This window comes from Lentzea albida (genome assembly GCF_900111005.1).
Taxonomy (GTDB): domain Bacteria; phylum Actinomycetota; class Actinomycetes; order Mycobacteriales; family Pseudonocardiaceae; genus Lentzea; species Lentzea albida.
The window spans coordinates 91854-114784 of sequence record NZ_FOFV01000015.1 but is presented as its reverse complement, the minus strand read 5'-3'; the positions used below and the strand labels follow the sequence as shown (position 1 = coordinate 114784).

At 70.4% G+C, this 22931-nt stretch carries 20 protein-coding genes and 1 tRNA gene; 11 read left to right on the top strand and 10 right to left on the bottom strand.

Annotated features, from left to right (window positions below):
* Positions 1-17: 17 nt before the first annotated feature.
* On the top strand, positions 18-635 hold the full coding sequence (locus BMY74_RS31480) for a YidC/Oxa1 family membrane protein insertase (RefSeq protein ID WP_089922132.1): 618 nt from the start codon (positions 18-20) through the stop codon (positions 633-635).
* Here BMY74_RS31480 and BMY74_RS31475 read toward each other — a convergent pair.
* On the bottom strand, positions 617-2143 hold the full coding sequence (locus tag BMY74_RS31475; RefSeq protein WP_089922131.1) for a PucR family transcriptional regulator: 1527 nt from the start codon (positions 2141-2143) through the stop codon (positions 617-619). The genes BMY74_RS31480 and BMY74_RS31475 overlap by 19 nt on opposite strands.
* A gap of 92 nt (positions 2144-2235) precedes the next feature.
* Here BMY74_RS31475 and pruA point away from each other — a divergent pair, with 92 nt between their 5' ends.
* Both pruA and BMY74_RS31465 read left to right on the top strand, forming a co-directional pair.
* Positions 2236-3861 (top strand): L-glutamate gamma-semialdehyde dehydrogenase, encoded by a 1626-nt coding sequence (pruA, locus tag BMY74_RS31470; RefSeq protein WP_089922130.1) that lies wholly within the window; start codon positions 2236-2238, stop codon positions 3859-3861.
* A gap of 88 nt (positions 3862-3949) precedes the next feature.
* Positions 3950-4873 carry a proline dehydrogenase family protein gene (locus BMY74_RS31465; RefSeq protein ID WP_089922129.1) on the top strand — a complete coding sequence of 308 codons (924 nt, stop codon included), beginning with the start codon at positions 3950-3952 and terminating at the stop codon, positions 4871-4873.
* Here BMY74_RS31465 and BMY74_RS31460 read toward each other — a convergent pair.
* Positions 4860-7274, bottom strand: a complete 2415-nt coding sequence (locus tag BMY74_RS31460) for a tetratricopeptide repeat protein (protein WP_143091770.1) — start codon at positions 7272-7274, stop codon at positions 4860-4862. The genes BMY74_RS31465 and BMY74_RS31460 overlap by 14 nt on opposite strands.
* Before the next feature lie 185 nt (positions 7275-7459).
* On the opposite strand from BMY74_RS31460, the gene BMY74_RS31455 reads away from it, so the two are divergent.
* The 4 genes from BMY74_RS31455 (at position 7460) to BMY74_RS31440 (ending at position 11423) form a co-directional block, all read left to right on the top strand.
* Positions 7460-9103 (top strand): bifunctional 3'-5' exonuclease/DNA polymerase, encoded by a 1644-nt coding sequence (locus BMY74_RS31455; protein ID WP_089922127.1) that lies wholly within the window; start codon positions 7460-7462, stop codon positions 9101-9103.
* A 113-nt stretch (positions 9104-9216) separates the two neighbouring features.
* The gene (locus tag BMY74_RS31450; protein WP_089922126.1) at positions 9217-10599 is read left to right on the top strand and encodes a carbohydrate-binding protein; all 1383 of its coding nucleotides are present in this window, start codon (positions 9217-9219) and stop codon (positions 10597-10599) included.
* 56 nt (positions 10600-10655) lie between these two features.
* A tRNA-Val gene (locus BMY74_RS31445) sits at positions 10656-10727 on the top strand.
* 54 nt (positions 10728-10781) lie between these two features.
* Complete coding sequence (locus tag BMY74_RS31440) at positions 10782-11423, top strand: helix-turn-helix domain-containing protein (protein WP_245786461.1); 642 nt, start codon at positions 10782-10784, stop codon at positions 11421-11423.
* Here BMY74_RS31440 and BMY74_RS31435 read toward each other — a convergent pair.
* Positions 11405-12232: a prenyltransferase/squalene oxidase repeat-containing protein gene (locus BMY74_RS31435; RefSeq protein WP_089922124.1), complete on the bottom strand. Its 828-nt coding sequence runs from the start codon at positions 12230-12232 to the stop codon at positions 11405-11407. The two genes, BMY74_RS31440 and BMY74_RS31435, sit on opposite strands and share 19 nt — an antisense overlap.
* Positions 12233-12381: 149 nt before the next feature.
* Here BMY74_RS31435 and BMY74_RS31430 point away from each other — a divergent pair, with 149 nt between their 5' ends.
* The 4 genes from BMY74_RS31430 to BMY74_RS31415 are packed head-to-tail and all read left to right on the top strand — an operon-like array spanning position 12382 to position 15517.
* Positions 12382-12807 (top strand): hypothetical protein, encoded by a 426-nt coding sequence (locus tag BMY74_RS31430; protein ID WP_089922123.1) that lies wholly within the window; start codon positions 12382-12384, stop codon positions 12805-12807.
* Between the two features lie 15 nt (positions 12808-12822).
* On the top strand, positions 12823-13398 hold the full coding sequence (locus tag BMY74_RS31425) for a DUF3558 domain-containing protein (RefSeq protein ID WP_089922122.1): 576 nt from the start codon (positions 12823-12825) through the stop codon (positions 13396-13398).
* Positions 13399-13402: 4 nt separating this feature from the next.
* Positions 13403-14728 (top strand): PPE domain-containing protein, encoded by a 1326-nt coding sequence (locus tag BMY74_RS31420; protein ID WP_089922121.1) that lies wholly within the window; start codon positions 13403-13405, stop codon positions 14726-14728.
* Between the two features lie 9 nt (positions 14729-14737).
* Entirely contained in the window at positions 14738-15517 is a 780-nt protein-coding gene (locus BMY74_RS31415; protein WP_089922120.1) for an ESX secretion-associated protein EspG, read from the top strand.
* 49 nt (positions 15518-15566) lie between these two features.
* Here BMY74_RS31415 and BMY74_RS31410 read toward each other — a convergent pair whose 3' ends face one another.
* The 7 genes from BMY74_RS31410 to BMY74_RS31380 form a co-directional block, all read right to left on the bottom strand.
* Positions 15567-16727, bottom strand: a complete 1161-nt coding sequence (locus BMY74_RS31410; protein WP_089922119.1) for a lactate 2-monooxygenase — start codon at positions 16725-16727, stop codon at positions 15567-15569.
* Between the two features lie 33 nt (positions 16728-16760).
* Positions 16761-18917 carry a protein translocase subunit SecD gene (gene secD, locus BMY74_RS31405; RefSeq protein WP_089922118.1) on the bottom strand — a complete coding sequence of 719 codons (2157 nt, stop codon included), beginning with the start codon at positions 18915-18917 and terminating at the stop codon, positions 16761-16763.
* A gap of 47 nt (positions 18918-18964) precedes the next feature.
* Positions 18965-19288: a hypothetical protein gene (locus tag BMY74_RS31400; RefSeq protein ID WP_089922117.1), complete on the bottom strand. Its 324-nt coding sequence runs from the start codon at positions 19286-19288 to the stop codon at positions 18965-18967.
* Positions 19288-20238 (bottom strand): tetratricopeptide repeat protein, encoded by a 951-nt coding sequence (locus BMY74_RS31395; RefSeq protein ID WP_089922259.1) that lies wholly within the window; start codon positions 20236-20238, stop codon positions 19288-19290. The genes BMY74_RS31400 and BMY74_RS31395 overlap by 1 nt, the downstream gene beginning before the upstream one ends.
* A gap of 103 nt (positions 20239-20341) precedes the next feature.
* Positions 20342-21769 carry a rifampin monooxygenase gene (rox, locus tag BMY74_RS31390; RefSeq protein ID WP_089922258.1) on the bottom strand — a complete coding sequence of 476 codons (1428 nt, stop codon included), beginning with the start codon at positions 21767-21769 and terminating at the stop codon, positions 20342-20344.
* Positions 21770-21909: 140 nt separating this feature from the next.
* Positions 21910-22302 (bottom strand): NUDIX hydrolase, encoded by a 393-nt coding sequence (locus tag BMY74_RS31385; RefSeq protein ID WP_089922116.1) that lies wholly within the window; start codon positions 22300-22302, stop codon positions 21910-21912.
* A gap of 11 nt (positions 22303-22313) precedes the next feature.
* Entirely contained in the window at positions 22314-22895 is a 582-nt protein-coding gene (locus BMY74_RS31380) for an FMN-dependent NADH-azoreductase (protein WP_089922115.1), read from the bottom strand.
* Positions 22896-22931 lie beyond the last annotated feature (36 nt).

The following is a 22931-nucleotide window of genomic DNA, read 5'->3' as shown; positions in this document are numbered from 1 at the left end:
AGACGGAGAAAACCTCCTTGTTCGCTGACCTGGGCGCTGCCCTGGCGAGCTTCGGCATGCCCGCGCTCGCCATCGTTCTGTTCACGATCGTCGTGCGGCTCGCGCTGCACCCCTTCTACCGCGCGGCCGTGCGCGGCGAGAAGGCCAAGGCCAAGCTGGCACCGGAGATCCAGAAGCTGCAGAAGAAGTACGGCAAGGACCTGATGCGGTTCTCGGAGGAGTCGCAGAAGGTCTACAAGAGCAACGGCGTGTCGATGTTCGCGGGCATGTTGCCGATGCTCGCGACCATCCCGTTCTTCATGGTCATCTACCAGGTGGTCACGACGCCGAACCCGTTGCTGGAAGGCACCTTGTTCGGCGTCTCGCTCGGCTCGCACTTCACGACAGGCTTCGCGTGGGTGTTCTTCGTGCTGTTCGGGCTGCTGGCCGTGGTCGCCTATCTGACCGTGAAGTGGCAGCAGTCGCGGATGACCGCCCCGCCGCAGCCCGGGTTCATGACCGGGCTGGTCAAGGTGCTGCCGTTCGGGACGATCCTGGTGGCGGCCTACCTGCCGCTGGCCGCCGGGTTGTACCTGCTCACGACCACGACGTGGACGATCGCGGAACGCGCGCTGCTCTACCGCATCCTGAGCTGAAGCTGGGCGATCAACCGCACGAGCGGGTCGTCCAGGTCGAGGTCGATCCGCTTGAGGCGGTACCTCAACGTGTTGGGGTGCACGTGCAGCTTGTCCGCTGCGGCGCGCACGTCACCCAACGCGTCGAGGTACGCCAGCAGTGACTTCGCGAGTTCCGGGTCGAGCGCGTCGATCCGGGGATCGCGGATCCTCGGGTTGTCCTGGAGCAGGGCCAGGATCTCGCTGACGAGCACCTGCGAGCGGACGTCGGCGAGCGTCGCGACCTCGGCGTCGAGGTCGCGGGCCATGGCGTCCAGCACGCGTTCGGCCTCCTGGCGGGAGATCCGCGCGTCGTCCAGTGTGGACACCGTGGAGCCGACCGCGGCCTGCACCGCCGTGTGCAGGTGGCGGCGTGCGGTGGTGACGATCTCCCGCGTCAGGTTCAGGAGCTGGGCGTTCGGGGCGAGGTCCGGGAGCAGGACGTAGGTGCGGCCGCCGGACTCGCTGACGAGCGCGCTGCGCCGGTACGCGGCCGCGTGCACGGAGATCAGGCCGGTCATCTCGGCGCGGCGGAGTTCGTGCTCGCTGCGGTCGCCCTCGGCGCCGCGGACCGCGAACACCACGACGGCGGCGGGTTTCCCGGGATCGGCGCCGATCTGGCCGGCGACCGTGGCGGCGTCCATCCGGCCGGTGAGCAACGCGGCCAGGAGGTTCTCGCGGAACCTCGACGTGGGCTGGTTGCGCTGCTGGATGAGGTGCGGGGCGGTGACGCGGGCGGCGCCGAGCAGGGCTCGTTCGGCCTGCTCGGTCAGCGGCTGGTCGCCCTCCTGCACCCAGATCGTGCCGAGCGGCTGCTGCCCCGCGTGGATGCCGACGGCGATGCGCCTGCGGATGCCGAGCTCGGGGCGTTCGTCGATGCGGACGACCTCCTCGCCCGAGCGGAGCAGGTTGTAGACGCCCCACTCGCGCAGCATCTTCAGGTACGGCTCGGGACCCTGGCGGCCGAGGATCGAGAGGCGGCGCAGTTCGTCGACCTCGTCGGACGAGCGGGAGTAGGCCAGCACGCGGCTCGCGGTGTCCTCGATGCTGACGATGCCGCCGGTCAGGGTGGCAATCGTTTGCGCGAGCGCGAACAGGTCGCCGAGGACCTCGCCGTCGTCGGTGGTCGTGGTCAACACGCCCTTGGCCAGCGACTCCAGGTGCCCCCAGCGGACCTCGGGCCGGACCTCCAGCAACGCCACACCCGCGTCCGTTGCCGCCTGTTCGAGCGCCTGTGAACTCTCTTTGACCGCGACGGCCGCCGCTTTCGCCCGTCCCGCGGCTCTGATCAGCGGCAACGCGGCCCGGCCGCGGGCACCGATGACCAGGGCGAGATCACCGGCCGACACGTCCGGCGGGTCGTCCGGGTCCACGATCACCACCTCGCGCACGTCCACCTCCAGGCCCTGCGGGGCGACCTGCAGTTCGACGAGCGGATCGCCGAGTGCGATCAGGACGTGGCGGAGGCTCGACACTGTTCGATCGTACATCTGACCTGGTGAATCTTGGCGGTTCGGACAACCGGGGCCAGGTCGCGCGGACTTACGGTGTGCGTACCGAACAAGCCCAGAAGGAGTTGCGAGTGGACGCGGTCACCCAGGTTCCCGCCCCGGTCAACGAGCCGGTCCTGCAGTACGCCCCCGGTACCCCGGAGCGCGCTGAACTGCAGGCCAAGCTGGTCGAACTCCAGAAGGAGCCGCTCGACCTCACGCTGACCATCGGTGGCGAGCAGCGCATGGGTGGCGGTGAGCGTTTCGACGTCGTCCAGCCGCACAACCACCGCTCGGTCCTCGGCACGCTCGCCGGCGCGACCCAGCAGGACACCGTCGACGCCCTGGCCGCGGCCCGCGAGGCCGCCCCGGCGTGGCGCGCGCTGTCGTTCGACGACCGCGCGGCGATCATCCTGCGTGCCGCCGACCTGCTCGCCGGCCCGTGGCGCTCCACCCTGAACGCGGCCACGATGCTCGGCCAGTCGAAGACCGCGATCCAGGCGGAGATCGACTCGGCGTGCGAGCTCATCGACTTCTGGCGCTTCAACGTGCAGTTCGCCCGGAACCTGATGGCCGAGCAGCCGATCTCCTCCCCCGGCGTCTGGAACCGCACGGACCACCGTCCGCTCGAGGGCTTCGTCTACGCGATCACGCCGTTCAACTTCACCGCCATCGCCGGCAACCTGCCGACCGCGCCCGCGCTCATGGGCAACGTGGTGCTGTGGAAGCCGTCGCCGACCCAGTCGTTCGCCGCGCACCTCACCATGCGGCTGCTGGAAGAGGCGGGCATGCCGCCCGGCGTCATCAACCTGCTGCCCGGTGACGGTCTCGCCGTGTCCGAGGTCGCGCTCAACTCCCCCGACCTCGCGGGCATCCACTTCACCGGCTCCACGCCGACGTTCCAGAAGCTGTGGGCGCAGGTCGGCTCGAACATCGCGAACTACCGCTCGTACCCGCGCATCGTCGGCGAGACCGGCGGCAAGGACTTCGTCCTCGCGCACCCGTCGGCCGACCCGGACGTGCTGCGCGTCGCCCTGATCCGCGGTGCCTTCGAGTACCAGGGCCAGAAGTGCTCCGCCGCGTCGCGCGCCTACGTGCCGCGCTCGGTGTGGAACAAGATCAAGGACCGGTTCCTCGACGAGGTCAACGCCCTGACCTACGGCGACGTCACCGACTTCTCGAACTTCGGTGGCGCGGTGATCGACCGCCGTTCGTTCGACAAGCTGTCGGGCGTGCTGCAGGCCGCTCGCGCCGACTCGTCGCTCGAGATCGCGGCCGGCGGCACCGCGGACGACTCGGACGGCTTCTTCGTCCGGCCGACCGTGCTGCTCGGCTCCGACCCCGCGAACTCCGTGTTCACCACCGAGTTCTTCGGTCCGGTGCTCGCGATCCACGTGTTCGAGGACGCGGACTACCTGACCGTGCTCAAGCAGATGGAGAGCGCGGCGCCGTACGGCCTGACCGGCTCGATCATCGCCCGTGACCGCGCCGCCGTGGCGCACGCGCAGGAGGAGCTGCGGTTCGCCGCCGGCAACTTCTACGTCAACGACAAGCCCACCGGTGCCGTCGTGGGCCAGCAGCCGTTCGGCGGCGGCCGCGCGTCCGGCACGAACGACAAGGCGGGGTCGGTCCACAACCTGCTCCGCTGGGTCAGCCCGCGCTCCATCAAGGAGACCTTCGCGGCGCCCACCTCCCACCTCCACCCGCACCAGGGCTAGATCCGGCCCTCCTGAGTGAGGGGAACGTCGTTGCGCCACAAGCACATCGACGTTCCCCTCACCTTTCACACCCTGAGGACGTGAACCTATGTTGCGCTCCAGTCTCCTTCTGGCGTCCCGCAGCGCGGGTGCCCGCAAGCTCGTCGAGTCGACGCCGCTGACCCGGCCGGTCGTCGACCGGTTCATCGCCGGTGACGACGTCTCGTCCGCGATCCGGGCGACCGCCGAGGTGCTCGGTGACGGCCGTCTGGTCACCCTCGACCACCTCGGTGAGGACACCTTCGAGGAGTCGCAGGCGAACGACACCGTCGAGGCGTACCTGACGCTGCTGTCGCGGCTGGAGTCGCACGGGCTCACCGAGGGCGCCGAGGTGTCGGTGAAGCTGTCGGCCGTCGGTCAGTCGCTGGCCGTGGACGGCGAGAAGATCGCGCTGGAGAACGCCCGGCGCATCTGTGCCGCCGCCGCTGTCGTCGGCACGACCGTGACGCTCGACATGGAGGACCACACCACCACGGACTCCACGCTGGGCATCCTGCGGGAGCTGCGGGTGGACTTCCCGTGGGTCGGCGCGGTGCTGCAGGCCTACCTCCGCCGGACCGAGCAGGACTGCCGCGACCTCGCGCACTCCGGTTCGCGCGTGCGGCTGTGCAAGGGCGCCTACCAGGAGCCTGCTTCCGTTGCATACCAGGACAAGCACGACGTCGACCTGTCGTACGTGCGGTGCCTGAAGATCCTCATGGAGGGTCAGGGCTACCCGATGGTGGCATCGCACGACCCGCGCCTGATCGCGATCGCCGCCGACCTGGCGTCCTCGCGCTCCAAGGACACCTATGAGTTCCAGATGCTGTACGGCATCCGGCCCGAGGAGCAGAAGCGCATCGCCGGCGAGGGCAACCGCATGCGCGTGTACCTGCCGTACGGCGACGAGTGGTACGGCTACTTCATGCGCCGTCTCGCGGAGCGCCCGGCCAACGTCGCGTTCTTCGCGCGGTCGCTGCTCACCAAGAGCTGAGCTCCTCGGCGGTCGCCAGGGCGAACTGCAGTTTCACCGGCTCACCCACCTCGCGCAGGATGTCGGCCGCGCGGCGGGTGAGCCGGAGTGCCTTCCCGGTCCCGAACCTCGTTTCCGCGCAGAGCTTTCCGTAGATCGTCAGGGCGTCGGCGTAGTCCACGTGCCGGTCGAGCTCGACGCCGGACAGGTGCCACAGCACGACGGCCGTGTGCGCCGTGTCGCGCGCCTCCTCCTTGCGTTCCGCGGCCCGAAGCCGGCACACGTGCCGTTGCAGCGCGTCGAGGTAGACGGTGGGCGCGGTCCTCGACCTGATCGCCGCGCAGACCCCGACGGTGAACTCGGACATGCCCAGCGCGCGGACGTGGTGGTCCGAATCGGACAGTGCGCGGGCCGTGTTCTGCAGCGGTGGCGCCAGGTTCGCGCCGAAGAACTCGACGAGCTGTGACGGCAGGCGGCGGCAGAGGTCGAGGCATTCGTCCGCGGTGGTCAGCGCGTCGCCGTCCTGGCCGTGCAGGAGCTGCTGGCGGACGAGGGTCGCGAGGGCGATCACCAGTCCCGCCTGGTTCCAGACGAGGTCCTGCGCGACCAGGTCCCGGTACACCCGCACGGCCTCCTCGGCCGCGCCGACGTCGCCGACGACCTGGGCGACGTTGAGCAGTGCCGCGGCCAGCCCCTTGAGGTCTCCCGTCTCCCGCCACAGCATCACGGCCTCGCGGGCGGTGAGCGCGGCGTCGACGTCGTCCGCCAGCTCCAGCAACGCCTTGCTGCGGTGCGTCAGCGCTTCGGCGAGCTCCTTGCCGAACGTGCCGGGGTTGGCGACGGCGAGGCGGCGGAAGAGGTCGACGGCCTCCCTCAGCGTCTCGCTCGCGGCCTCGGCCCTGCCCAGGTCGGTGAGCATCGTGCCGGCCGCGACGAGGTTGCGGGCGAGCTCGGGTTCGAAGCGCGGGTCCTCCTGGGCGAGCACCCGCCAGTTCGCGATGGAGAGCTGCATCGAGTCGGCGGCGTGCTGCCTGTTGCCCTCGACGTGGAAGCGGCGGGCCATCGCGGCGGCGACCCGCGCGAAGTCGGCGCGGAAGAGCGCCGGGTGGTTCTTGGCGAGCTCCTGGAAGAGCAGGGTGGCGCGGCTGATCGCGGTCATCGCGTCCTCGTCGCGGCCGAGCGCCTGGTAGCGGTAGCTGATCTGCTCCAGCGCGGACGCGAGCTGCGGGACGGTCTCCGGGTCGTCCTCCGCGATCTCGCGCCAGAGGTCGATCGCCTCCTCCGAGACGGCGAGCACCTCGTCGTTGCGGTGCGCGTTGATCAGCCTGAGTCCCAGGTCGCCCAGCGCGTCCGCGAGCAGCGGCCGGTTCTCGCGGTCCCGCGCGACGAGCTCGCGGTAGCAGGCGACCTCGGCCTGCGACGCCTCGACGGACTCCTGGCGCAGGCCGCACACCATCGTGCGGGCGCTGAGCATCCCGTACATCTCGGCGCGGTCGAGGACGTCCTCGGCGCGCTCGGCCAGGCGCCGGGTGAGGATCGACGGGAGGGCGTCGGTGGCGAAGCGCTCGTCGCGGAAGATCCTGCGCGCGATGGCCTCCACGGTCGCGATCGACCCGATCTCGGCGGCGATGCGGAGGCTGTCGGGGGCCATGACGTGCACGACGCCGGGGTCTCCGGTGATCAGCTCGTCGAGCCCGGGCCTGAGGGTCGGCCACCGCTGGGCGGCTCGGGCGAGCAGGTCCGGGTCCGGCGTGGCGGGGGTGGCGACCGCGAGGTGGTCCTCGGCGAGGCGGCCGGTCGCGGTGCCGTCGTCGCGCTGGAGGAGCTGCCGGACCAGTTGGGTGCGGTTCACGTCGCACGGGTCGCCGTGCACGACCGCCAGCGCGGCCATGTGCAGGTCGAGGACCGTCTCCTGGGCGATGTTGGGCGGCGGCTCGTCCGGGGCGGTGACGTCGAGGTGCTTCGCGAAGTGCTGGCAGGCGAGCGTGAACGACTCCTCCCGGCCGTCGAGCGTCGGCGCCAGCTCGACGGCGGTGACCTCGTGGTCGAAGTCCGCGATGCGCTGGCGGGTGGAGGACCACCACCACCCCGTGGTCCGCGCGGCCAGCAGGACCCGCGTGCGCGCCGGACCGTGGCGCAGCGTGTCCTGCAGCTGCCGGAAGACGTCCTGCCACGGGAGGCGGTCGGCGTCGTCGACCACCAGTAGCCTGCCGTGCTCCTCATCGTCCCAGTGCTCGTCCCGGAAGTGCTGGAGCAGCCTGGTCTTGCCCGCGCCGGCCGGGCCGTGCAGCAGCAGCGACGCCTGGGGCACGGGGCTGTCGCGCCAGAGCGCGAGCGAGCGGAGCTCGGATTCTCTGCCGTGAAAGGGGACCACCTGATGGGTGGGATCCAGCAAAGCGGCGACGCTGAGTGCTCGGTCCACCAGTTCATAGTCGGTCGCGGCTCAGGTCAGGGGTAGCAAGACCACACCATCGTGGTCTTTTGCCGTTTTTCCTTCACACCTTTGCTGACTGGCTTGGAGAACCTCCACCGGATAGCCACCGACTGCAAACGTTTTCTGTTCAGCCCGCACTGAAACTGTCGGACCTCGTCTGCACAATCTGGGGCGTGCTGGTCGCCCTGGTTCTGGACGCGGACGGCGCGGGGCGGTGGCAGAAGCTGCACGACGACGGGACCCCGGCGGGTCCCGCGATGGAGGCTTCGTCCGCCGCCGCGGCCGTCGCGTCGCTGGAGCGTGCCCACCGGCCGAGGTGGGTGTGGGCGGACACGTCCGAGGTCTACCCGGTGCTGCTGCGCGCCGGCGTGCGCGTCGACCGGTGCTGGGACCTGCACCTGACGGAGGCGTTGCTGCTCGGCGCCGAGGGGCGGCACAGGGAGCCGCGCGAGCTGGCAGGCGCGCTGGCGCGGGTGCTGGGGCTGCCGGCCCCGGCCGACGTGGGGCCGCCGAAGAAGGACGACGCGCTGACGTTGTTCGGGCCGGAACCGGTGGTGCTGCCGGGCGGGACGGACGAGCTGGCCGCGCTGTCGCTCGTCTTCCGGGCGCAGCAACGGAATCCGGCGCTGGGACTGCTGATCGCGGCGGAGTCGGCGTCGGCACTGGTGGCGGCCGAGATGACGTTCCACGGGCTGCCGTGGCGGGAGGACGTGCACACGCGGTTGCTGGAGGAGGTGCTCGGGCCTCGTCCCGCACCCGGTCAGCGGCCGAAGTTGTTGCAGGACCTGGCCGACCGGATCCAGGAGGCGTTCGGCGGCAAGGAGATCAACCCGGACGCGCCCGCGAGCATCGTGCGGGCGTTCGCGCGGGCGGGCGTCGAGGTGCCGTCGGCGCGGCGGTGGGTGCTGAAGAAGGTCGATCATCCTGCCGTGGCACCACTTCTGGACTACAAGGAGCGCGCACGGCTGTGGGTGGCGCACGGCTGGACGTGGCTCGACGCGTGGGTGTCGGAGGGGCGGTTCCGGCCGGATTACGTCGTGGGCGGCGTGGTTTCGGGGCGGTGGGCGTCGCGGGGCGGTGCGGCGTTGCAGATCCCGCGGCTGATGCGGCAGGCCGTGATCGCGGACGACGGCTGGGTGCTCGTGGCGGCGGACGCGTCGCAGCTCGAACCGCGGATTCTCGCTGCCCTGTCAGGGGATGCGCGCCTGATCGACGTGTGCGGGGACGACGACCTGTACGCCGCGCTGGCCGCGGACTCGTTCCGGGGCGAGCGGCCGCGCGCGAAGATAGCGATGCTGTCGGCGATGTACGGCGGCACGTCGGGTGAGGCCGGGCCGCTGCTCGCCGTGCTGCGCAAGAGGTTCCCGGTCGCCGTCGGGTACGTGGAGGCGGCGGCGCAGGCCGGTGAACAGGGCCGGATGGTGCGCACGCGGCTCGGGCGCACCTCACCCACGCCGTCCGCGGCCTGGCAGGAGCTGACCGGGGGCGCGGACGACTCGGGGGACGTGTCGCGGTCGTCGCGGCAGGCGGCGCGCAACTGGGGCCGGTTCACCCGCAACTTCGTCGTGCAGGGCAGCGCGGCCGACTGGACGGCGGCGTTGCTGGCCGTGCTGCGGGGCCGTCTGCCCGCCGAGGCGCAGCTCGTGTTCTTCCAGCACGACGAGGTGCTCGTGCACTGCCCGCGCGCCGACGCGGACGCGGTGGTCGAGGCGATCGCCGAGGCCGGGCGCGAGGCGACGCGGTTGCTCTTCGGCGAGACATCGGTGCGCTTCCCGATGAACGCGGTGCCCGTGACCTGCTACGCCGACGCGAAGTGAGTCCAAACGAGACTCCGCGTAATTTCCCCGTTACGCCGATTGGTCGCTTGTTCTTGCACCGTGAGAGCGCTCTCATAAATGGACTGCACCCGTGACGAGGAGGTCACTCGCGCATGAAGCAACGCCGCCGCGTCCTCGCGGCCTCGACAGCTCTTCTTGCCGCGGTACCCCTGGCGATCGCCGCCATGTCCGCCAACGCTTCGATCCCACCCCCTGCTTCGGGATGGACGCAGGTGTGGGGTGACGACTTCAACGGTTCCAACGGATCGCTGCCGTCGAGCGCCAACTGGATCATCGACACCGGCCACGGCTACCCGGGCGGCCCCGCCAACTGGGGCACGGGCGAGATCCAGAACTACACGAACAGCACCAACAACCTGAAGCTCGACGGCAACGGCAACCTGCGCATCACCGCCCTGAAGGACGGTGCCGGCAACTGGACGTCGGCGCGCATCGAGACCCAGCGCTCCAACTTCAAGCCCCCGGCGGGCGGCAAGCTCGCCATCGAGGGCCGCATCCAGATGCCGAACGTGACGGGCGAAGCCGCCCTGGGCTACTGGCCCGCGTTCTGGACCCTGGGTTCGCCCTACCGCGGCAACTACTGGAACTGGCCGGGCATCGGCGAGTTCGACATCATGGAGAACGTCAACGGCCTCAACTCCGTGTGGGGCGTCCTGCACTGCGACGTCGCCCCCGGCGGCGCCTGCGGCGAGTTCACCGGCATCGGCAACTCGCGGGCGTGCCCCGGCTCGTCCTGCCAGAGCGCCTTCCACACGTACCGCTTCGAGTGGGACGACGCCGCGAAGACGTTCACCTGGTTCGTCGACGGCCAGTCGTTCCACCAGGTCACGCAGGCCCGCGTGGGCGTCAACGTGTGGAACGCGATGACGTCGCACGCAGGCCACTTCATCCTGCTCAACCTCGCGATGGGCGGCGCGTTCCCGAACGCGCTGAACAACAACCAGCCGACCCCTGTCGCGGCCACCCAGTCCGGGCACTCCATGGTCGTGGACTACGTGGCCGTCTACTCGTCTGGTGGCGGGACCACCACTCCCCCGACGACCACGACCACGACGTCGAACCCCGGCGGTGGGGGTTCCGCGTACAGCGACCTGCAGGCGGAGAACGCCTCCGAGCGCTCCGGCGGCTCGGTGTCGCCCGGTGACGGCGGCTCCGGCGTCCACCAGATCGCGAACGGCGGCTACCTGAAGTTCTCCGGCGTCAACTTCGGCACCGGACCGGCCCGGCAGTTCTACGCACGGGTCGCCTCGGGCGCCGCCGGCGGCGTGAGCGGCCTGGTCGAGGTCCGTCTCGGCTCGCGCACGGCCACACCGGTCGGCTCGATCGCGGTCGGCAACACCGGGGGCTGGGACGCGTGGAGAACCATCCCCGCGAACATCTCGAACATCTCCGGCACGCACGACGTCTACATCACCTTCACGAGCGGGCAGCCTGCGCCGTACGTGAGCGTGAACTGGGTGAAGTTCGGAACCTGACCCCTGGATTCGGTGTCGGGGAGGCCCGTCCGCTAAGATGACATCCGCACGACCACGGATGATTAGCTCAGCGGGAGAGCACTACCTTGACACGGTAGGGGTCACTGGTTCAATCCCAGTATCGTCCACGTGAAATGGCGCCGCGTCCTCCAGGACGTGGCGCCATTTGCTTTGATGGACCCGTGTACGCCGAACGTCCCGCTCCCGCCGGACTGGCCTGCCTCTGGACGCGCACGGTGTCCTCGCCGACCATGCAGCGCGTGGTGCCGGACGGCTGCACGGACCTGATGTGGACGCCCGCTTCCGGCGCTCTCTTCGTGGCCGGCCCGGACGCTGTCGCACAGCTCGCTTCCGTTGCTCCCGGCACGTTGTACGGCGTTCGGCTACCACCCGGAGCGTTCCCGTCGGTGTTCGGCGTGCCCGCACATGCCGTACGCGACCTGCGGGTGCCGTTGTCCGACCTCGTGCCTTCAGCACGCTTGACGTCGTTCTCTTCGATGGTGGAGTTCTGCACCTCACGGGTCGTCGTCGATCCTGCTCTCGCCGCGACGGCGTCGTTGTTGCGCACCGGCGACGTGGCCTCGGCCGCGTGGGAGATCGGCCTGAGCTCACGCCAGTTGCGACGCCGGTGCCTCGACGCGTTCGGCTACCCGCCCAAGGTGCTGCAGCGCGTGCTCCGGTTCGACTCCGCGCTCAAGCTCGCCTGGAGTGGTCTGCCCTTCGCTTCGGTCGCCGCCGACGCCGGTTACGCGGACCAGGCGCACCTGGCCCGCGAGGTGAAGGCGCTGGCAGGGGTGCCTTTGAGTCAGCTGATCCGGCCGTAGCGGCGCAGCGTCAGCAACGAGTCGAGAGTGGCGATCGAACGCCATTCGAAGTTGACGACCGGCGTGAAGGCGGGGAAGCCGAAGTTCCAGCCGCCGTCCGCCTGCTGGCCGGTCTGGAGCGCGTCGAGGTCTTTCTCGATCTCCTCCGGCGTGAACCAGCGGCTCGCGACGCTGGTGGGCTTCTGCGCGAACTCGTGCGGGTCGAGCCCCTCGCCCTCCGCGTACCCCTCGGTGCTCGGCGTCAGGTGCTTGAGCTTCTCGGCCAGCAGTTCGGCTCGTGCCCGGTCCGGCACGGCGTCGAGGAACATCGCCGCACCCCGCAGCTCGTACGGGTGGGTCTGCTCGAGTCCCTCGATCTCGCGCCAGCAGTAGTCGGTGGCCTTGTCGAGCCACGGGTGGGTCACGCCGAGCTCGTGCAGGGCGGCGGCGATCTGCGAGGTGATGAGGAGCCCGCCCTGGTCGTCGGCCGCCACCCACGGCGCCTTGGGGTGGTCCTTGGAGGTGGAGAACCCGAACGGCACACTCCCGTCCGGACAGGTGTCGGTCAGCCAGGTGAGGATCGATTCGGCCTGGTCAGGAGCACCGGCCTGCCCGAACATCTGCAGGGCGCGCAGGGCGTGCAACGGCTGGCTGGTCGGCCCCCGGTGGTCGGGTTCGAGCCCGTACCCGTACCCGCCGTCGTCGTTGCGGTAGGCCAGCACCGCCCTGACCACAGCGTCCGCACTCCCGCCGTCGAAGGCGTGCTCGAACCAGCGCTGTTCCAGCGTGCGGGCGTTCAGCCAGAGGAAGGTCCTCGCTTCTTCGATCATGCGTCGAACCTAGGCCGATCGTGACACGCGGTCTTGAACGAATCGGCCATGTGACCTGATCTGCTGATTCGTTCGCCTCCACCGGGAACCGGTCCTATGCGAAAATCCTCCAACAGGGGTGTGGAGAGTTCTGAGGGGAGCTGGCTGAGATGCTGATGTTCGACGCGCTCGTACCCGTGAAGACCGCCGGGTCCGTCGGCAAGGGCGTCGGAGCGGCGCTCGGCGCGGCGGCAGGAGCAGCCGCCGGTGCTGGTGGCGGCGGTGTGGCGAAGTTCAGCGTCGACCCGGACCAGGCGCAGAAGATGATCGACGGCCTGAAGCTCGCCATCGAGAAGCTGGTCCAACTTCGGGACAAGTCCGATGAGATCCAGGCGTCAGGCGCTCCCGGTCCAGATCCCTACAGCGGCTACGCGACGCTCGCGATGCGCAGAACCGCAGGTGCTGAGCAAGGCGGGTACCTGTGGGCGAACCAGGAAGCGCAGAAGGCCCTGGAACAGACTGTGATGAACATCGAGAAGGCTCTGGCCGAGTACCGGAAGACCGACGAAGCGGCGACGTCCGCGATGAAGGGCTGACAGACCTTGAAGCGCATGACCGCCCTGCTGACCGCCGTGCTCGCTCTCGGTGTGCTGGCGGGGTGCACCAGCACCCAGACCGGCGGAAATCCGACCTCGGCACCCACGACGGGCGCCGGACAGACGAGCAGCCAGCCGACCAGCGACGGATCTGACGCGGGGCTCAGCATCGCCAAGTACGTGAGCAGCCCTTGCAGCATTCTCACCGCGAGCCAGGTGTCCTCGCTGGGTTCGGTCCGCGAGCCCGCTCCCGGATCGGGAACGCTAGGCCCCAACTGCGTGTGGATGGGCCAGGACGTCATCAAGAACTCGAAGTACACGGTGCATGTGACTGAGAACAAGTCCTTTGAAGACCTCGTGGGCAACGTCAAAGCCAACCCGGTCTTCACGGACAAGACGATCGATGGCGTGAGGGTCATCTCGACCAGTCAGACCGACGCGTCGACCGGCTGCCTGACTTCTCTGCAAGCGTCCAAGACCGACTCGATCACGGTGCAGGTCTCCACCGCCGCTGAAGAGCGTGCTAGCAAACCCGCCTGCCAGGAGTCCGAGCGGGTCGCACAGCTGATCATCACAAACCTGAAGGGGTAGCGAGATGGCTGGGGATGAGCCGAACATCGGCGGTTTCGCCTTTCTGCCCCTCGCGGGCGGAGAAACGATCTACAAGTGGTTCGAAAACGGTAGTGGGCCTGGTCAGAGCACGTCGCTCATGGCGCAGGCATGGCGTGATCTGTCCAGTGGTCACGGAGATGTCGCCCAGCTGATCGAGAAGGCCGTGCGCGACTCCGGGGCTGCCTGGGAGGGTTCCGCGGGTGACTCGGCCCGCAGCGGAACCTCACCGCTCGCCACCTGGGCAACCGTCACGGGTGACTCGGCGACTCAGGCCGGAACCACGGCCGACACGGTTGGCAGCGCCTACGTCGACGCCAAGAACTCGATGGCGATGCCGCCGTCCGTCCCCGACAAGCCGTTCCTGAACGACCTGCGCCCGTGGGACACGGACTACGACAAGGCGCTGGAGAAGAACCAGCAGGTCAGCGAGCAGAACATCCGCGCCTTCAACCAGTACGCGGGTGCGGTCAACGCCAGCATGAACAACCAGCCGACGTTCATCGCGCCGACCGCCACCGAGGGGTCCGTCGACGAGCAGTCGAGCGGTCAGTACAACGTCGACGAGGTCGGCAAGGTCGGGAACAACACCCCGCCGAGCATCGGCAACCCCGGCGGTGGCGACCGCAGCGGCGGGACCGACACGGGCACGTCCGGCTGGACCCCGCCCGGTACCGGTGGCAACAACGGCGGCAGCGACGGCACCAACACGGCCGGCGTGAACGACCCCAAGTTCACCCCGCCGCCGACTGACGACGGTGGCCGGCGCACGCCGCCCAACATCGGCAACCCGACCGACCCGCCCGGCGGTGTGTTCAACCCGAACGACCCGCGGCGGCCAGGTGGACCGCTCGACCCCAACAACCCGCGCAACCGCCCCGGTGGGCCCGGTAACCCCAACGGTCCTGGTGGCCGCGGGATCGGTGGGCCCGGTGGTGGCGGTGGTGGCGGAGCCGGTGGCGGCGGGCGTGGTGCCGGTGGTCTCGGAGGGCCCGGTGGCGGTGGCCTCGGTGGTGCCGCGGCCGCGAAGGGTCTCGGTGGGCCCGGTGGCATGGGCGGTGGCTTCGGCGGCGCGGCCGGTGTGGCCGGTAGCGGTTCCGGTGGCGCTGGTGGCTTCGGGCCTTCCGGTGGTGCCGCGGGTGCCGCCGGTCGTGGTGGCGCGGCGGGCATGGGTGCCGGCGGCATGGGCGCGGGTGGCGCGCGTGGTGACGGCGCGGAGGACTCCGAGCACAAGTCGGCGTCCTACCTGCAGGAGACCGAGGACATCTTCGGGGACGGAACGATGGTCGCTCCGCCGGTCATCGGCGGATAAGGGGGAAACGTGCTGCGGAGCAGGGTCGCCATCCCTGTCACGGCGCTTTATCAGGCCTGGCAGGCCGCGGGCCTGCCGACGATGCACCGTGCGCTGCTCGCCCAGGTCGACTTCGACGAGGCACTCCTCGAGTCGGGCGACGTGAGCGAGCTCGAACGGTTGCAGCGCTCGGCGTGGGCGCAGCTCGAGCAGTACGGGCTCGCGCGCGGCAACCAGATCCACCCGGACCTGGCCAACGCGCTGCGGCTCGTGGTCGAGGCCGGCGTGGAGTACTGGGCGTTCTTCAGCCTCAAGGACGGCCCGCAGCAGAGCGCGCTGGTCGTGTCGAACGGCCAGGACGCGCTGCGGATCGTGCTCACGGCGGACCAGCAGTTCGTGCTCGAACCGATCAGGGCGGACGAGGCACCGCAGGCGTTGGTCGGTGCCCTGCCGCCCACCCCGGCGGGCAGGGGTGCCCCGATCACGTTGCCGGAGGACGCGTTGCAGCCGAAGCGGCAACCGTCCTATGAGGACACCGGTTCGTTCCTGCAGCAGAGCCGGCCGACGAGCACGCCGAACGACCAGCTCGTCGCGCAGCTCAACGAGATCATGAGCCAGCCGCGCACCGGCGGCGGTCAGGTCTTCTCGGCCAAGCGCGACCACCTGGGCCGCAAGCAGCGCTGCGTCAACCCGCTCACCTACATCGACACGCCGAGCGGGCGGTACCTCGCGGCCAAGAGCGACGGCTGGTTGCGGGTGCAGCCGGCCGACTTCGGGACGCTGGCCCACATGACGGCCACGATGCCCTGAGAGACGAAAGAACCGGGTGGGCCGCGATCGCGGCCCACCCGGTGTCGTTTCAGGAGAACCGCAGCGCGTCCGGCCCCAGGTCGGCCGGGCTGCGGTGACCCGACAGCCCCAGCGTCAGGTCGAAGTCCGCGAGCAGGCTGCGCAGCACGTGCTTCACGCCGACCTGCCCGCCGTGCGCGAGCCCGTACGCGAACGGCCGCCCGACCATCACGGCCTTGGCGCCCAGCGCCAGCGCCTTCACGATGTCCGCGCCGGTGCGGATGCCGGAGTCGAACAGCACGTCGACCTGCTCCCCCACCGCCTCGACGATCGACGGCAACGCGTCCAGCGACCCGACCGCGCCGTCGACCTGGCGCCCGCCGTGGTTCGAGACGACGACACCGTCCATTCCGAACTCGACGGCCTTGCGCGCGTCGTCCGCGTGCTGGATTCCTTTGAGGACGATCGGGCCGTCCCAGTGCTCGCGCAGGAACGACAGCTGGTCCCACGACTTGTCGGTGCCGGTGAACAGCTGCACCCACCGCAGGATCGCCATCGGCATGTCCTCCTCGGGCGACTTCTGCAGCCCCGCGCGGAAGGCCGGGTCGCTGAAAGGGATCGCCGTGCCGATGCCGCGCAGGAACGGCAGGTAGGCCTGGTCCAGGTCGTGCGGCCGCCACGCGAGCGTCCACGTGTCCAGCGTGACGACGAGCGCCGTGTACCCGGCCTTCTTCGCCCGCTCCAGCAGCGACGCGCACACGCCGGGGTCGTTCGGCCAGTAGAGCTGGTACCAGCGCGGCCCGTCACCGGAGGCCTCCGCGACCTCCTCGATGGTGTGCGAGGACGCCGTCGACAACACCATCGGCACACCGAGCTCGGCCGCCGCCCGCGCCGTCGCCAGCTCGCCGTCCGGGTGCAGGATCGCCTGCACGCCAACGGGTGCGAGCATCACCGGGGCGGGCAGCTCGGTGCCCAGCACGGTCACGCCGAGATGCCGTTCGGTCGCGTTGGTCAGCATCCGCGGCACGAGCTGCACGCGCTCGAAAGCGGCGCGGTTCGCGCGCACGGTCGCGCCGGAGCCCGCGCCTCCCGCCACGTACCAGAACGGACCCGGTCCGAGCCTGTCACGCGCCGACTGCTCCAGCGCGTCCGGGTCGGTGGTGAACGGCGGCACGGCGCCACCGAGCCCCTGCAGGTAGATCTCGTTCTGGTACGAGGCGAAGGAGGTCATGCCGCCCACTCTGCTAGAAGCGGGCGGCACGGGCTAGACCCGCGCGGCCGCCGGGCGCTTCTTCGACGACGCCACCTGCCGCGGCCACCGCGACTCGAGCCAGATGGCGATCGGGGCGGCGGTGACCACTGTGGACACCGTGCCCGCCACCAGGCCGATCAGCAGCGCCACGGCGAAGTCCGCCAGGGAGCCGTCGCCCAGCACGAGCAGCGCCGCGAGCACGAAGAGCACGCCGATGCCCGTGTTCACGGTGCGCGGCACGGTCTGCACGACCGCGTCCGACACCACGTCCGGGTACGACCCCTTGAAGCGGGAGCCGCGGAGCTCGCGCAGGCGGTCGAAGACGACGACCGAGTCGTTGACCGAGTAGCCGATCACGGTCAGCAGGGCCGCGAGGAACACGCCGTCGGCCGTCTTGCCCATCCACGCGAACAGGCCGACCAGCACCAGGACGTCGCTGATCAGCGCGGCCACCGTGGCGAGGCCGAGGCGCCAGTCGAAGCGGACGGCCAGGTAGACCAGCTGGGCGGCGACGGCGATGGCGAGGCCGATCAGCGCGTTGCGGCGCAGTTCGGACGAGAGCGACGGGCCGATCAGCTCGTTGCTCGACTGGCGGGCGCCGCCGTCGACGGCCGAGGAGACGACCTGGCCGATGCGGGACGACGTGGCGTCGTCGATCGGGCCGGTGCGCAAAGACACCTCGTTGCCGGAGGACGACACCACGACGTCGGAGAAGCCCGCGTCGGACAAGGCGTCACGGACGCGACCGGAGTCCACGGCGCCGGCCGCGGTGAAGTCGAGCATGCGGCCGCCGGTGAACTCGACGCCCAGGTTGAGGCCGCGCACGAACAGGCCGGCGAACGCCACGAGCACCAGCACGCCGGCGCTGATCAGCCACCGCGACGGGCGCCGGTACAGCACGACCGACAGGCGCTGGCGGACGTAGCCCAGCGTGTGCAGGCCGCTCAGCTTCGGGCGACGCGCCACCCACTTGCTGCCGACGATCCACACGACCAGCACGCGCGACAGCACCAGGGCGCTGAACATCGACGCCAGCACACCGATCGTGAGCGTGACGCCGAAGCCGCGCACCGGGCCCGTGGCCAGCCAGAACAGCAACCCGGCTGCCAGCAGCGTCGTCACGTTCGAGTCGGCGATCGCGCTCAACGCGCCGCGGAAGCCGCTCTCCGAGGCGCGCCGGAGGTTGGGTTTGCGCGCGTACTCCTCGCGCGCCCGTTCGAAGATCAGGACGTTCGCGTCGACCGCCATGCCGATGGCCAGCACGAAGCCGGCCAGGCCCGGCAAGGTCAGCGTCGCCCCCACGGCCAGCAGACCGGCGTAGGCGACGCCCGCGTACCCGACCAGGGCGACGACGGCTAGGAACCCGGCCAGGCGGTAGGCGAACATCAGGAACAACGAGGTCAGGGCGATGCCGATGATCGCGGCCTTGGCGCTGGCCTCGATGGCGTCGGCCCCCAGGGTCGCGCCGACGGTGCGCTGTTCGATGACCTCGACCGGCACGGGCAGCGCGCCGGAGCGGATGACGAGGGCGAGTTCCTTGGCCTCGGGCTGGGAGAAGCGGCCGGTGATCGTGGTCGCGCCCCCGGCCTGACCGGCGCCGCAGGGCGTGTCGAGGCTGACCTCGGGCGACGAGATGGGCTTGCCGTCGAGCACGAACGCGATCTGGCGGCCGGGCGTGCCGGACGGTTCACAGGCCGCCTCGCCGGTGACCTTCTGCCAGGTCTTCGAGCCCTCGCCCTGGAACTGGACGTTGACCACGAACCCCGCACCCTGGGGGTTGGCGTTGGCCGAGGCGTCGGAGATGCCCTCGCCGGTCATGACGGTCTGGCCGTTGCGCTGCACGGTGAGCTGCGCGGTCTGGCCGAGGACCTTCACGGCCTCCTCGGGGTCCTGGACGCCGGGCAGTTCGACGACGATGCGGTTCTCGCCGGAGCGGGCGATCACCGGTTCGGCGACGCCCAGCGCGTCGACGCGGCGGCGCAGGACCTCCATGGAACGGTCGGCGGCGTCGGAGTCGCCCTTGGCTTCGAGCACGATCTGGGTTCCGCCGCGCAGGTCGAGGCCGAGGCGCGGGTCGGAGGTGAGCAGCAGGAATGCGGATGCGACGAGGACGCCCAGCGCTGTGAGACCGCGCACGAGCAGGCCCCGTCGCGCGGTGTCGCGCGACATGGGTGAAAGGCCTTCCGGAGAAGAAAGTGGTTGCTGGAGTGGGGACTTCAGCGACCGGAAGGCGGGGAGCGCGCGGGCTGCGGGGTCCAGCGGATGCCCTCGGGCGTGCGGTGCACGCGCCGGGCGAAGGAGACGACGTACCGCATCGGCAGCGCGGGCTTCGCGAGCGGCGGCACGTCGGACGGCACCTGGGTCTGCGGGACCTGGGCGGCGTTCGGGTTGTGCGGCTTGGGCGCGGTGACCGGCAGGTTCGCGTAGTCGTGGCCGTGGCGGACGACGGCACCGGAGGCGGTGGGCTCGGCGGGCGCGGCGACGATGAACAGCTGTCCGAGGAACAGCAGGAACGCGAGCGCGACCGCGTTGCGACGCATCACCGCTTCCTGCCTCCGCCGACGTAGACGAGCGCTCCCCCGACGACAGCGCACAACCAGGAAAGCACAAGTGGCTGCATCGTCGTAGCCCCGAACATCAACGCGACGGTCCAGCCGAGCAGGACGAGCGCCGACGCGGCGAGCAGCGACACCGTCACGGCGAGCTTGCGCAGGCTGAAGAGCAGCTTGAACGGACGCAGCCGCAGCGCCACGACCAGGCAGCACAGCACCAGCGCGCCGGTGAAGAACGCGAGGTAGGGCGTCGGCCGGGGCATGCCGGCGACGAGCGCGAGTAAACCGCCGCCGACCAGCAGCAACGAGAGCGTGCGCAGCGAACGCCACACCTGCACCTTGTTGAGGCGCAGCGGCGCGGGCCTGGCCGAACGCCGCCGTTGCACGGTCGCGAGGTTCGCCTTCGAGTCCGCATCGGACGGGTCGAGCTTGATCGCCGAGCGGTACGCGTGCTCGGCGGTGCCCCAGTCGCGCATCCGCAGCGCCGCGTCACCCAGCACCTGGAACGCGCGCGCCTCGGTCGGGGCGAGCTGCGAGGCGTGCAGGGCCGAGTCGAAAGCCTCGACGGCGCCGTCCTGCACGTCGGCGAGGACCTCGGCGAGCACGACGTAGCCGCGCCAGTCACCGGGCTTGCGCCGCACGGACTCCCGCGCCGCGACCGCCGCCTCCTGGTGCCGGCCGAGGTCGTTCAACGCCAGGGCCGCGAGCCGCTGGGGCCACGCGGGCTCGCCGTCGAGGATCATCGCGCGCTTGGCGGAGTCGAGAGCCTGGTCCGCCTCACCCAGGTCGAGGTGGGCGGCGGCGAGGCGGCACCACGCCTCGGCGTGCCGAGGGTTCGCCGCCACGAGGGGCCGCAACAGGTCGACGGCCTGCCGCGGCTTCCCCGAGGCGGTGAGTTCCGCGGCGCGCAGGAGCACCGCTGTCATCGGCTCGGACACGGGCACCAGTGTGACAAAGCGCCTCCGGCCCTCGAACGGGTGACCTCGGGCGGCGGACCGCGGCCGGGGTGGCGGCCCCCCTCCCGCCACCCCGGTCTGGTGCTCAGCGCGCGGCCCCGAACCAGCGCGCCAGCGCCCCCTCCACCCCCGCCTGGTCCGCGCCCGCCCACGCCACGTGCCCGTCCGGCCGGATCAGCACCGCGGGCGCGTCGAGGTCCTCGCTCACGTCCACCAGGTGGTCGACCCGATCGGCCCAGCCGCCGACCGACAACGTCCCGGCCTGGTCGAGCAGGATCCCGCGCCCGGCGTGCATCTGGTCGTAGAGCCCGCCGCGCTTGAGCGCCAGGTCGCCGATCCGCCGCCCGACCAGCTCGTCGTCGGACCCGAAGTCGTACCGCACCGCCACTGCGATGATCTTCTCGATCAGGTACCGGTTGACCTCCTCGAACCGCACCAGCTCGGTCAGCAGCCGCCGCACCGACTGCGGGCCGGGCTCGACCTTCATCAGCTCGATCTGCGCGCGGGTGTTGTTCAGCACCTCCTCGGCCACCGGGTGCCGCTCGGCCTCGTAGGTGTCCAGCAGGTCCGCGGGCGCCCACCCGTGCACGGCCGCGGCGAGCTTCCAGCCCAGGTTGTACGCGTCCTGCACGCCCAGGTTCAGGCCCTGGCCGCCGGTCGGCGGGTGGACGTGCGCGGCGTCGCCCGCGAGGAACACGCGGCCCGACCGGTACCGCTCGGCCTGGCGGGTGGCGTCGCCGAAGCGGGACATCCACCGCGGCGAGTGCACGCCGAAGTCGGTGCCCGCGATCCGGACGAGCTGCTGCTTGAAGTCGTCGAGGGTCGGCATGACCGCGCGGTCCTCGTTGACGCCGTCCGCGGGCACGACGACGCGGTACGTCGCGGAGCCGCCGATCGGGCCGACGCCGAAGCGCTTCTGCGTCTTGCGGACCTCCAGCATCAGCGGCATCGCCTCCTCCCACGGGATGCCGATCTCCATCTCGCCGAGCAGGGTCTCCACCCGTGAGGGCTCGCCGGGGAAGTCGATGCCGGCCAGCTTGCGCACGGTGCTGCGGCCGCCGTCGCAGCCGACCAGGTACCGCGCCCGCAGCGACGTGCCGTCCGCGAGCTCGACGGTCACGCCCTCGTCGTCCTGTGTCAGCCCGACGACCGTGGTCGAACGCCGGACGTCGGCACCGGCCTCGACTGCGTGCTCGGTGAGCAGCCGCTCGATCTGCGGCTGCGGCAGGCCGAGGACGACCGGGTACTTCGTGTCCAGCCGCTCCGGCGCCGGTCGGTCGATGCCCGCGAAGAACCCGGTGAGCGGATGGGTCGTGCCCGCGTCCAGGAAGCGGCCGGCGATGCCGCGCTGGTCCATCACCTCCATGCTGCGCGCGTGCAGCCCGAGCGCCCGGACGACCTTCGTCGGCTCCGCGTCCCGTTCGAGCACGACCACGTCCACGCCGTGCAGGCGCAGCTCCCCGGCCAGCACCATGCCGGTCGGCCCGCCGCCGGCGATGATGACGTCGATCATGGAGTTCCCCATTTCCCCAGGTGAATGACGTTGGCCGGGAAATGATGGGGTACGCCCGGGGTCTTGTGGCAAGGCCCCCGGTGCGCTATATGTTGAAGTGGGAGGAGAGCGGAGCTCTCCCCCTTTCGTCGTTTCAGGGGTCAGCGAAGAAGGCCCTCTGACTCCAGGTGGGCGAAGATGATCCGGTCGACCGGGGAGATCCGGTCCGCGTCGGCGGTGGTCAGCCAGGCGAGTTCCTCGATCTCGGCCGATGCCACCGGTTCCCCGTCGAACGACGCGGTGTAGCAGGTCATGCGCACGGTCACCCCCGACGAGTGGCCGTGTGCCTGCGCCTCGAACGTCCCCAGGTGCTCCGCCGACGCCGCGTCGATCTCGATCGACAGCTCCTCGCGGATCTCGCGCACGAGCGTCTCGACGTCGGACTCCCCCGGCTCGCGCTTGCCACCGGGCAGGTAGAACGTGTCCTTGCCCTTCGACCGGGTGCCGAGCACCTGGCCGTCCCTGAGATGGATCCAAGCCACCTTGTCGATCACAAGGCCGAACCCTAGGCGCTGGCCAGCTCCTTGACCACGCGGTGCGCGTCGGCCAGCGACTCGACGGCGAGCTCGCGGAACTGGTGCATCTGCGGCACCACGTCCGCCAGGGTCAGTTCGGCGTGCACGAACTCCAGGTTCTGGTCGAGGCCGACCATCGACAGCACGGCGCGCAGGTACGGCTCCTGGAAGTCGAAGCCCTCGCGGGGCGTGCCCGGCTTGTAGGAACCGCCGCGGGCCGTCACGACGACGACGCGCTTGCCGCCCCACGCGAACGTGCCGTCCTCGCGGGCGAAGTTCGCCGAGGTCGCGACCTGGTCGATCCACGCCTTGAGGGTCGACGGGATCGAGAAGTTGTACATCGGCGCGCCGAGGACGATCACGTCGGCCGCGTCGACCTCGGCGATCAGGTCGGCGGCGATGCCCTGCTCCGTGCCGTCCTTGTGCGGGATCGGCGACGCGTGCAGGTCCCGGTAGGTGTAGCCGGACCCCGGGTTCGCGGCACGCCAGTTCTCGGCGAACGCACCGGAGATCTCGCGGGTCACAGACCCCTCGTACCGAATGCTCGTGTCGATGTGAAGCAGATTGGTCATACCCAGAACATACGAGTGGAGAACTTCCGAGTCAAG